This window comes from Methyloglobulus sp. (assembly GCF_046714055.1).
Lineage (GTDB): Bacteria > Pseudomonadota > Gammaproteobacteria > Methylococcales > Methylomonadaceae > Methyloglobulus.
Genome location: NZ_JBKKBJ010000270.1, coordinates 1 through 10,617 on the forward strand (window position 1 = coordinate 1; position 10,617 = coordinate 10,617).

General features: G+C 49.7%; 11 protein-coding genes. 7 read left to right on the plus strand and 4 right to left on the minus strand.

Annotation, left to right across the window (positions count from 1 at the left end; genetic code table 11):
• Together ACLQ6D_RS16090 and ACLQ6D_RS16095 are read left to right on the plus strand one after the other, a co-directional pair.
• Positions 1 to 416: transposase (locus ACLQ6D_RS16090; protein ID WP_411728325.1), on the plus strand; the 416-nt coding region annotated here is incomplete at its 5' end.
• A complete protein-coding gene (locus tag ACLQ6D_RS16095; RefSeq protein WP_411728326.1) occupies positions 385 to 837 on the plus strand; it encodes a DUF1615 family protein in 453 nt (150 codons plus the stop codon). The genes ACLQ6D_RS16090 and ACLQ6D_RS16095, both read left to right, overlap by 32 nt.
• Here the strand turns inward: ACLQ6D_RS16095 and ACLQ6D_RS16100 are convergent.
• Complete coding sequence (locus ACLQ6D_RS16100; protein WP_411728327.1) at positions 820 to 1,059, minus strand: hypothetical protein; 240 nt, start codon at positions 1,057 to 1,059, stop codon at positions 820 to 822. The two genes, ACLQ6D_RS16095 and ACLQ6D_RS16100, sit on opposite strands and share 18 nt — an antisense overlap.
• Here ACLQ6D_RS16100 and ACLQ6D_RS16105 point away from each other — a divergent pair.
• The 3 genes from ACLQ6D_RS16105 (at position 1,053) to ACLQ6D_RS16115 (ending at position 5,428) form a co-directional block, all read left to right on the plus strand.
• Positions 1,053 to 1,235 (plus strand): PIN domain-containing protein, encoded by a 183-nt coding sequence (locus ACLQ6D_RS16105; protein ID WP_411728328.1) that lies wholly within the window; start codon positions 1,053 to 1,055, stop codon positions 1,233 to 1,235. The two genes, ACLQ6D_RS16100 and ACLQ6D_RS16105, sit on opposite strands and share 7 nt — an antisense overlap.
• Before the next feature lie 484 nt (positions 1,236 to 1,719).
• Complete coding sequence (locus ACLQ6D_RS16110; protein WP_411728329.1) at positions 1,720 to 4,878, plus strand: AAA family ATPase; 3,159 nt, start codon at positions 1,720 to 1,722, stop codon at positions 4,876 to 4,878.
• A gap of 421 nt (positions 4,879 to 5,299) precedes the next feature.
• On the plus strand, positions 5,300 to 5,428 hold the full coding sequence (locus ACLQ6D_RS16115) for a DUF4172 domain-containing protein (protein WP_411728330.1): 129 nt from the start codon (positions 5,300 to 5,302) through the stop codon (positions 5,426 to 5,428).
• Between the two features lie 192 nt (positions 5,429 to 5,620).
• Here the strand turns inward: ACLQ6D_RS16115 and ACLQ6D_RS16120 are convergent, their stop codons facing one another.
• Positions 5,621 to 5,782: a hypothetical protein gene (locus ACLQ6D_RS16120; protein WP_411728331.1), complete on the minus strand. Its 162-nt coding sequence runs from the start codon at positions 5,780 to 5,782 to the stop codon at positions 5,621 to 5,623.
• A 15-nt stretch (positions 5,783 to 5,797) separates the two neighbouring features.
• Between ACLQ6D_RS16120 and ACLQ6D_RS16125 the strand changes: the two genes are divergently transcribed.
• Both ACLQ6D_RS16125 and ACLQ6D_RS16130 read left to right on the plus strand, forming a co-directional pair.
• Positions 5,798 to 7,123 (plus strand): ATP-binding protein, encoded by a 1,326-nt coding sequence (locus tag ACLQ6D_RS16125; RefSeq protein ID WP_411728332.1) that lies wholly within the window; start codon positions 5,798 to 5,800, stop codon positions 7,121 to 7,123.
• A complete protein-coding gene (locus ACLQ6D_RS16130; RefSeq protein ID WP_411728333.1) occupies positions 7,120 to 7,764 on the plus strand; it encodes a response regulator in 645 nt (214 codons plus the stop codon). Before ACLQ6D_RS16125 ends, ACLQ6D_RS16130 begins: the two co-directional genes overlap by 4 nt.
• Before the next feature lie 248 nt (positions 7,765 to 8,012).
• Here the strand turns inward: ACLQ6D_RS16130 and gloB are convergent, their stop codons facing one another.
• Together gloB and dxs are read right to left on the minus strand one after the other, a co-directional pair.
• Entirely contained in the window at positions 8,013 to 8,780 is a 768-nt protein-coding gene (gloB, locus tag ACLQ6D_RS16135; protein ID WP_411728334.1) for a hydroxyacylglutathione hydrolase, read from the minus strand.
• A 5-nt stretch (positions 8,781 to 8,785) separates the two neighbouring features.
• Positions 8,786 to 10,615 (minus strand): 1-deoxy-D-xylulose-5-phosphate synthase, encoded by a 1,830-nt coding sequence (gene dxs, locus ACLQ6D_RS16140; protein ID WP_411728335.1) that lies wholly within the window; start codon positions 10,613 to 10,615, stop codon positions 8,786 to 8,788.
• Positions 10,616 to 10,617 lie beyond the last annotated feature (2 nt).

Here is a 10,617-nt window from a genome sequence, read left to right on the forward strand (position 1 = left end):
CAGCAACAGGGGCCTGTTGGTTGACGGACGGGGTGTGCCCTTGTCGATGGTGCCCGGCGGCGCAAACACCCATGATGCCAAGCCGCTCGCCGCCACCCTGGACGGCATTGCCGTCGGGCGGACCGGCTAGGCGCGAGGCCGAGGAAAGGGGCGATGCCCCGCACGTCAGGCTGCGCGGCGAAGAGCTTGCAGGAATGGACAAGAACCCTGGTTTTAAGGCAAGGCGCTGGGTGGTTGAGGTTTGCCACTCCTGGTTCAACCGGTCCAGGAAACTCTTGGTGCGCCATGAAAAAATGGATCGGAGCCATCTTGGCTGGCTTATGCTGGCCGCTTCGGCCATCGTGTTACGGAAAATAAAACGGAAAGGTCAGGGGAATATTATTTATGGATATGCTCTTAGTGCAAGGGCTGATTAATCCAGCGGTTATCGATATTTTTAGCGGATTTATTGAACAGCACAACAACATCGACACCGTTAGCTCCGTGCAGGTGGCGGTGCGCTTTGCAATTAACAATGAACAGTCACGTCGCCATAAAAATCTGACCTTGAAGGAATTTTGGGAATTACGTGACCTGATGTACACCCGGAAGGGCGGTTTGTACTATGGTGCAATGCAATTGTTGAGCTATGATTCCGGCTATTCGCAAAAAATACACCGTTTTGCCGATTTTAACGCAGGCCGCTACGCTAGCCGCAATGCGGCATTGCAAATTTTGCTGGCGAAACTGCTGAAGAAAAAACTGTCGTTGGACGGCGATTTGTTAAATTATGACACAAACGGAGAACCTAAGCTGCAAAAAAGCAATACGGGAGAGTATTTACCTAAAGATAGATAATGTTTTTTCTTGATAAGCCAGGAATACATGGGGTTGCGTTAGGTAAAACCAAAGCTTGATGGTTGCATTGAACAGGTCTTCGCAATGGGCGACCACTTTGGTGCGTCGTGTCATCCGGCCAAGATGATGTCGGGTGTTGCTGTCGTCACGCCCAATTGCCACCGTATGGGCTTTGCCGATGGCGTGCCGCGCTTTGGGCAAGACCTTGGCAAACGTTGCCAAGTCTGGCGCTATATCGGCGCGGCCTAGATCTCCAATCGCGCTTTGGTTTTAGTTTTTATGACTCCCTGATTGTTGCCGCAGCCCTGGAGTCCGATTGCACCCGTTTGTATACTGAAGACTTGCAACACGGCCAGAAAATCGAGGGGCTGACCATTGAAAATCCGTTCATCGACTGAGAACCTAGCCTCAAAAAAAGAATGAGGCTCCTGATTCACCGTTTTCAAATTGAATCTCTCTAACAGAGATAAACAAAATCACCAAAGCAGTCGTTGCGCCTAAAAAATTCTTGTGGGCGATATTCGACCCATTCCTGACGCTCAGATAATTATAAAGTTGAGCAGCTTATAGGTTCGGCCTCTTGAAGTTTGAATGCTTTCTGAATTAAAACCATGTGTAGCAATAGATACAGATAAATTGATTTCAATCTTTAAAAGGCCGGATCAATAGTGCGTGAAGAGGTCATAGATTACAAAAGTATGACTATTCAACCTAGAAGCATTTTTGCCAACATAAAACATAAAAAATGGCGTAATATATTGATTAAATGATGAATAGAAAAATAACGAGGATTTGGGCTTATAACTTCAAGATGTAAATGTACAAAACCCTTCGGGCAGAAAACATAACCCGTCCAAATGTAGCTTAATAAAGGAGGCTGCTATGACTAACGTCACCACTCACGAGCACGACCTGGAAGACCATATCCCAACGCTTCGCATGCTGGACGAGGCGCGGCGGAGAAGTGCGGAACTTAGGGATGAGGGAGTGGATGCCTTGATCAAATCCATATGCCCACCAAAGGTTGATGATCCTTTGCCTGCTTTCGGGGATTGGTGGGGCGAAAGCTCTCTTGTCATAAGAGCTCTTCTTACACGTCACGATCAACCATTGGGCAAGGAGGATGAAAAAAAGCGACTTAAGCTCATCACGAGCTTAATAAATCAATTGCAGAAGGACTTTAGATTAAAGGAACTTGCAGAAAATCAGTTGTCGGTGCTGGTTGCAGCGGGTGTGCTACGAGCCTTGGTCGCTCAGCCAGGTGGCGCTTTTTCAAAAACGGCGATGCTTTGTTATTACTGGATCATCCGCGAGCTTTACACGGCAGACAGTAGTGACTGGAGTATCGGTGGCGCACGCGCCACGCCGGGCGGTTTGGTGACCGCGTTCACCACCAGCGAATGCGTGTGTGCCCTGTCGAGTTTCGCCAAGGCAATGCGTGATACCGGCGAATTTTTTGCGGAATTAGGTAGGTACGTAACGCGAACAGAACAGCTTAACGAGCTTAACGACTTTTATTTTCCGAATACTACTATACCGGATTCCAAGCCTTTGAAAGCATGGATAGAAACGGAAAAAAAAAGCTTGACCCTTTCCTGTTTTCTAAAACTGAGACATCTCTCTCGCAACCTAGTTATTGATCTAGACCTTCCAGTTATAGATAATCCATCGGATTATCTCGAAAATATTATCGACAAAATAAATAAATTTGAAAATAACAATGAGTTTTCAAGTGCGCTATTAGAAATTGACATCTACTGGGAAAACGAACAAAAAGAAAGATCTGAGTCTGCTCATTTTATTGCAAGGAAGGCGGTGAAAGATGCATTAGATCGGCTAAATGAGAATTTAGCACTCTTTAATACAGGGGGAAATAACAAATATGAAAAGGTTAAGGGACAGCTCGACGATGCAGCACGCGAAGTACATAAGTTGCTACACCCAGTCAGAAATTATCTATCTTCCGTACTCGATCATGAACTGGCACTGATTTCCTTGGGCGAAAATTGGGATTGCCAGCCATGTGAGTTAGCCTGTGCTGTAGCCTCCTATGGAAAGTTGACCGAAGAATGGGAAAAGGATACCCGTTTTGGCCGAGCAGTGAACGACATTTCGAAAATGGTTTCGAGTCGTGGGCGGTTTGCCAACCCACGTCATTTTCACGAACGGCCAGATGGTGGTCGGTATATGACGGGAAATGCGGTTAGTCTGCAGGCTGTGGCTCAGTTGTTGTGCTATGCCCGCGATAGCGAAGTTGAGCATGAGCTGATTACCGCTATGGCTGGAAAAATGTTGCTCTTTTTTGAAGATACAAGAGCTAGTTCACCTCGGGATTTTGGATCTTTCAGTATAATAGATATCACGCCTGAGCTGATTAAAAAGCTTGGCGTGATTGATGATCCGAAGGCTGAATACATTAGAAGTAAACTACCTGAAAACACGCAAAAATCGCTTGCACTAGCTAATGGCAACAACTTACCTAAGGCGTTATCTAATGTAATAGCTGTTGAATTGGTAGCAGAGCTTAACAAATTGGATCCATTTGAAGAAGACTCACCTTTGAGGGATGAGATCAGTGCGACGAAGGCTTTTCTGAACAAAGAAAAGGTGGAAAAAGGCGAAAAATATTCTCGCTTACTAAATAGACTGTGTTTGCAAAAAGTATTTTCTGGAGATTTACGAAAAATTGATGAGGAGGAATTAAAAAATCTGACTTCGCCGAATAAGAAGGGTTGGTCTTGGGAATTTTCCAAACATCCACTAAAAACAGACCTAGAGACGACCGCCAGCTCTGTCATGGCACTGGCCGAAATCAATGAAATGCTCGACGCACGCATCAACCATATAATTCTCGAACACTTTACGGTTAAGAAAAAAAACAAATGGTTAGATGCTAATCTGACGCTCGACTCGTTGTTCTACCCGGATTATGGCTTACTCAATGCTCCTGAAGCAGAACCAAATAGCAAACCCGATAATATAGAGAAAAAAGACTGGTCGGAAAAAGGTTGCCTCCGTAAAGAATCCGTAGCCATTGTCTTACAACAGATGCGCGCCCACGTGTCGAAGCTTTCGTTGCCAAATGAATACGACCCGCTATGCTCTCTTGTCCTGCACGGCCCGGCCGGCACCGGTAAGACGACTCTCGTCGAGGCCTTGGCCGTGACTTGCGAGGTAACGTTGGTTGAAGTCACCCCCAGCGATCTTGTCAAGCACGGTGAAGAAAATATCGAACAACGGGCGCGTGCGGTTTTCGAAGCGCTGTCGATGCTGACCCGTGTGGTGATCTTGTTCGATGAATTTGATCCGGTGCTGAAACGGCGCGATTCGGGCAATAACAATCCGCTTAGCGTTTTCTCATTCCTTACCCCAGGAATGCTGCCCAAATTGAAGGATTTGCATACACAGGCTGAAAAACGTTCAGTCGCCTATGTACTTGTCACCAATCTCATCGGCGAACTTGACGAGGCGGCAGTGCGGCAAGGGCGGTTCGACGAACGGCTGGGCATCTACCCGCCGGATTTGCTTTCAAGGGTAGGACGGTTTTTGGATCAAGTTGGAAAAGATTTTTATAAAATTAATGATGTTCCCTGGGATCGCATCGTTGAAATCATCAAGCAAACAGGAGGCAAGGGCATGACAATTCTGGGGAAACCGGGATGGTTCACTATCCCCGATGAAAAACGAGAAGAACTGAAAGAAAAAAAGGGTACACCTTACCACTTCCTACACGTGGGAAAAAAGCCTGAATGGCCGGAGCCTGATGACGAGCTAAAAGGCATACGCGGTGAAGGCAGGACGGCCGTGACCGAATGCTTGCAATGGACGTGGATAAATAAATGGGATAACAAACTTAAAGATAATGCACCCTATGAGAATATTGTCAAAGCATTGCAACAAGTACCGACTTTGACAGAGTGTTCAGAACTGAATTTTGCCCAAAGCTCTGGCGACCAATGGGAAGTATCTGTTAACCGAAATAAATCCTTTACGCGTCGTATGCTAATTCGTCGTTTGAAACACGCCCCAGATAAGAAATGACTGGTTATTTTGACAATTGATAACAGTACGTTGTCAACTTCAAGCGGAACGGGGTTCGATCGATGTTAGGTCCGCTTTGACTGATCGGTGTGAGGTGTCATTCGACATGATTGATGCAATTGCATACGCGAAGGTCCGCTGATGGCGGACATGGGCTGTCAGAAAGAACCCATTCAATAATTTCCAATGGCTGCTTTGCATAAGGCTAATTTGGTTGGCACATAGCAATTATTGTTCTCATAACTCAGTTTTGTCTAGCCTTGCCAAAGACGTATGACAGTGAGGGATAAAACCGCTTTCTGTAACTCATAATGTTGGTTAGTATGGGCTATACAAGGAGATTTATCACTCATGGTTTGGAACTGGTAGCAGCCTGATTGGCCTCATTTTACTTACGAGGAATCCCAGGCTTGTCGGCCTGTTGTTTAGTGCCTTCAAGCACCTTGGCGAAGAGGACAAGGGGGGCCGCACCATCAAACTCATCAGTGGTGAAGCATTGAAAACACCGGAGATTGAGGGTGAATATCTGGATCATGCTAACCTCCAATAAATCGGCATAATCCCGAGCCGTCACCCACACTGGTTTCCTTTAGGCTTTTTACATTCGGTCACATGATCTTTGACATCCAGCTTGCTGCCTTTTCGAGAATCCGCTGGCAGACTTTCCAGGACATCTTCCATGGCGCACACAAAATCGGCATTCGCTTTGGCTGGAATATGCCAACATTTCTTTAGTCACGGCTTATGCGCGTTTTTTTGAGGTTTGCCTAACCGTTTCGTCACTGATTGAAGCGACTGGTTTGCCTTCAACCAGCTTGTCTGCCAAGATCACAGCCAAAAAAAGATATTTTCCTATGGCGAATAAACAGCCATCGGTGAATAATGTTCGGCTTACTGGAATCATAATCACCTGCGAACAATGAGCCTGCGCTATCAGCTAAACATCAGGATTTTATTTTCTTCCTTGTGCATTTTAATATTGGGTGGGTCGATAGCGATCTGGCAGGCACGCCATGCCGTCGAAAAGGAAATCGATTCTTCCATTAACCTGGCCCTACAGCTGATTACCTTCAGCTTGTCACGGGCATCGCAGACGACCCCTACGGAAACCGACTGGCTCGCCAGGTTGAATTCACTCAAGGAAACTCGGCACCTGAGTATTCAGCTTAAAAAGCCTTCTGGGCAAATAATCAACATTACCCACGACAAGCTCGCAACCGATGCAGGCAATAGGCCACCGCAATGGTTTATTGACTTGGTTGGCGCCCAGTATCCCAAGGCCGAGCACCAAATTACCAGCCCCAGTGGCGAACATATCACGCTGCTTATTATGGCCGATCCGCTGGATGAAATAACGGAAGTCTGGCAAGAAAGCATGGCTTTTTTTAGTTCCATTTTTTTCCTGACGCTGTTTACTTTTTTGGCCGTCCACATGGTCTTTAACAAGGCGATAAAGGCCATCGCCGTTATTGTCGATGCGCTAAAAGTCATCGAAACCGGGCAATACCAGCAAAAACTGCCGAAATTCTCCACCCAGGAATACGACAGCATCGCCAGGGCCATCAATCATATGACTGGTGTATTGAACGAAGCCAAACAGCAGAATAGGTCATTGACCCAGCATTCACTGGCAATACAGGAAGACGAAAGGCAGCGGCTAGCGCAGGAACTGCATGACGAGCTGGGACAATCGTTGACCGCCATCAAAGTCATGGCTGTCACGGCGGCCCATGAAAAAGCAAACGTCAGTAAATCCACCGAGTCCATTATCAGCATTTGTGACCACTTGATGACGGTGGTGCGTTCGATGATGCATCAACTGCACCCGCTAATTTTAACCGAACTGGGCCTGAAAGCGACCCTGGAAGATTTATTGGATCACTGGTCGGCAAGACATCCTGAGTTATCGCTAGCCATGGCCTGCTCTGATGAGGTCGATCATCTGGAGCAAAAAATCACTATTCAGGTATTCAGGGTTGTGCAGGAATGCTTGACCAATATTGTGCGTCATGCCCAGGCAAACAAGGTTACTATTGATTTGGAAATCGGGCATGAGTTCGGAGCCAGAAAGCTGCTAAGGCTGGAAGTCAAGGATGATGGGAAAGGAGGGTCGCCAGAAATGATAAAATCGGGTTTCGGCTTATTGGGTATGCGGGAAAGAATTACCAGCCTGGGCGGTGAATTTACCATTCAAACCCAGCCCCAGCAAGGGATGAATATCATTGCCAGTATTCCACTGACATGAAAGAGCGGATCAAAGTGATATTGGTTGACGATCACGCTGTCGTGCGGGCAGGATTTCGACTGCTGTTGTCGGTGGCAGGGCACATCGATGTCATAGCCGAAGCCGAACGGGGTGAGCAAGCCTGTCAGTTATATCTGGAAAAGCAGCCGAATGTCATGGTACTGGATTTATCGATGCCGGGCATAGGCGGACTGGAAAGCATACGGCGTATTTGCAGCCGCGACAGTGATGCCAAAATACTGGTTTTTAGCGTCCATGATGAAATGGTCTATGTCAATCGCGCCATGAATGCAGGGGCGAAGGGCTATATCACCAAGAATAGCGCTCCCGGCATATTGGTGGCGGCCATACAGAGAATCGCTGACGGCGATATCTATATTGAGCGGGGGCTGATGAAAAACAGGCCCGCGCAAAATAACGCGGCTAGTTATCGAACCCTGATTGATTCCCTTTCCGCCAGGGAATTCGACGTGTTCCTGCTACTGGCAAAAGGCCTGACAGTCCATAAAGTGGCCGATGAACTATGTCTTGGCTATAAGACTGTTGCCAATTACGGCACACAAATCAGAAATAAACTGAATGTGTCAACGGTCGCTGAGTTGGCGCATATCGCCATGGTTTTGGGGGTGATGAAAAAATGAAAGCGTTGGACAGTCATGATCTATTTGATTAGGGAAGTACAGTTTAATTGCCAACAGATAAAACGCTTTTGTATTGTGTCAGGACGTGTTTTAAAAGCGTCGCGAGCGGTTCGAGTGCAAGGCGCACGGAGCGCAGAAACCGGAGTATACGTGGTGTACATGAGGATTTCGAGCACCGCGCAGCCCTGTCCTGAGCCCCTGTCGAAGGGGCAGCAATCGAGCCGCGTAGCAGCTTTTAAAACACGTTCTTAGGAAAAACTGTCTTTCAATCGCCTGACCTTGGCAAAAATATCCACAGGCCTGCTGTTGGTCATGGCAACGGCCTTTTGCAATTCCACGCTGTCTTCCCTGAAAAAAGGATTGCTTGCCAGTTCCTCAGCTATGGTTGTGGGAACCGTCGGCTGGTTGTTACTACGAAGACGGTTTACTTCAACCATCCGCTGTTGCAAACGTAGGTTACCGGGTTCTACCGTCAATGCAAACTGGCCATTGGTCTGGGTGTATTCATGAGTGCAGTACACCAAGGTTGAGGTCGGCAACGCTTTTAATTTTTGCAAGGAGTGCCACATTTGCTCGGCAGTGCCTTCAAACAAACGGCCACAACCCATCACGAATAAGGTATCGCCGCAAAACAGGGTATTGTCTTCAGCAAAATGGTAAACGATGTGCGCCCGGGTATGGCCGGGCGTGGCAATAATACTGGCTTTATGCTGCCCTAATGGCACGACATCACCTTCATGGACACCTACATCAATTCCGGGAATCCTGTCCCAATCAGCTTGCGCCGCAATAATTTTACAGCCGGTTTTTTGTTTGAGATGGAGATTGCCGCCTACATGATCTGAGTGATGATGGGTGTTAAGAATATAAGTGAGCTGCCAGCCTTTTTCCTTTAGGGCATCTAAAACGGGTTGGGCAAGCGCAGGGTCGATTACCGCCGTTTCACGCGAAACAGGCTCATGAATAAGGTAAATATAATTGTCAACCAGCACGGGTAACGTTATGATTTCAATCATAAGTATTAGCTTTCCACAAACTCCCGAATTTGCCTCAATATCCCCTGGCCATCAAGGCCGCAGAGGGAAAGCAACTCCTCCCTTGTGCCCTGTTCGATAAAGGCATCGGGCAGGCCGATGTTGAGGGTGTGCCTCAGTGTCTTCCGGCTGTGCAGGAAGGTGTTGACGGCGCTGCCGGCGCCGCCCGAGATGACGTTCTCTTCTATTGTGACGATGATGTCGTGTTCTTTTGCCAGTTGTAGTATGAGTCCTTCGTCAATGGGCTTGACAAAGCGCATGTTGGCGACGGTGGCATTGAGCTGTTTGCCTGCTGCTTCGGCGGGGGCGACCATGCTGCCCCAGGCGAGGATGGCGATGCGTTCGCCTTTGAGCCTGGTTTCGGCCTTGCCGATGGGCAAGGTTTCCAGGGTCTTTTCGACGGTTACGCCAGGACCTTTGCCGCGCGGGTAGCGAACGGAGGCGGGGCCTTCGTGCAGGAAGCCGGTGGTGAGCATCTGCCGGCATTCGTTTTCGTCGGCGGGCGCCATGACGAGCATATTGGGGACACAGCGCAGGTAGCTGTGGTCGAAGCTGCCGGCATGGGTGGGGCCGTCGGGGCCGACCAGGCCGGCACGGTCTAACGCGAACAGGACATCGAGGCCCTGGATGGCAACGTCGTGGATGAGCTGGTCGTAGGCGCGTTGCAGGAAGGTGGAGTAGATGGCGACGACGGGCTTTGCGCCTTGGCAGGCCTGGCCTGCGGCCAGGGTGACGGCGTGCTGTTCGGCGATGGCGACATCGAAGTAGCGTTTGGGGTATTGCTCGGAGAATTTGACGAGGCCGGAGCCTTCGCGCATGGCGGGGGTGATGCCGAGCAGCCGCCCGTCCTGTTCGGCCATGTCGCACAGCCAGTCGCCGAAGACTTCGGTGTAGGTCGGGTGCGGCGAGGGCTTGGATTTTGGCAAGGATTCTTGGGTTGGGTCGAAGGCGGGGACGCCGTGGTAGGCCAAGGGGTCTTTTTCGGCGGGAGGGTAGCCTTTGCCTTTTTTGGTGACGATGTGCAGGAACCTGGGGCCGGCGATGTGCTTGAGGTTCTCCAGGGTGGACACGAGCATGTCGACGTCGTGGCCGTCGATGGGGCCGATGTAGTTGAAGCCGAGTTCTTCGAACAGGGTGCCGGGGACGATCATGCCTTTCATGTGCTCTTCGGTCCTACGGGCGAGTTCCCAGACGCTGGGCATTTTGCTGAGGGCTTTTTTGCTTTCTTCGCGGACGGAGGAGTAGAGCTTGCTGGACAGGATCTTGGTGAGGTAGTTGTTCATGGCGCCGACGTTGGGCGAGATGGACATGTCGTTGTCGTTGAGGATAACCAAAAGGTTGGCATCTATTGCCCCGGCATGGTTCATGGCCTCATAGGCCATGCCGCCGGTGATGCTGCCGTCGCCGATGATGGCGACCATGTGCCTGTCTTCGCCCTTGAGCCCGGCGGCGATGGCCATGCCCAAGGCGGCGCTGATGGAGGTGCTGGAATGGCCGACCCCGAAGGCGTCGTATTCGCTCTCGGCTCGGCTGGGGAAGGCGCAGACGCCGCCCTGGGTGCGGATGCTGGTCATGCGCCCTTTGCGCCCGGTGAGGATCTTGTGGGGGTAGGCCTGGTGGCCGACATCCCAGACCAGCTGGTCGCGGGGGGTGTCAAAGACGTAGTGCAGGGCAACGGTGAGTTCGACGGTGCCCAACCCCGCCGAGAAATGCCCCCCGGAGATGCTCACCGATTGGGTCAGGAATTCCCGCAGTTCCTTCGCCAAGGCCCTTAACTGCCCCTTCCTTAGCTTCCTGACATCCGTGGGGTAGGCGATGG

Excerpts from the sequence above, each read along its gene's own strand:
- gloB (WP_411728334.1), bottom strand. The coding sequence starts at position 8,780 with ATGATTGAAATCATAACGTTACCCGTGCTGGTTGACAATTATATTTAC.
- ACLQ6D_RS16110 (WP_411728329.1), top strand. The coding sequence starts at position 1,720 with ATGACTAACGTCACCACTCACGAGCACGACCTGGAAGACCATATCCCA.
- ACLQ6D_RS16130 (WP_411728333.1), top strand. The coding sequence starts at position 7,120 with ATGAAAGAGCGGATCAAAGTGATATTGGTTGACGATCACGCTGTCGTG.
- ACLQ6D_RS16095 (WP_411728326.1), top strand. The coding sequence starts at position 385 with ATGGATATGCTCTTAGTGCAAGGGCTGATTAATCCAGCGGTTATCGAT.
- ACLQ6D_RS16120 (WP_411728331.1), bottom strand. The coding sequence starts at position 5,782 with ATGATTCCAGTAAGCCGAACATTATTCACCGATGGCTGTTTATTCGCC.
- ACLQ6D_RS16125 (WP_411728332.1), top strand. The coding sequence starts at position 5,798 with ATGAGCCTGCGCTATCAGCTAAACATCAGGATTTTATTTTCTTCCTTG.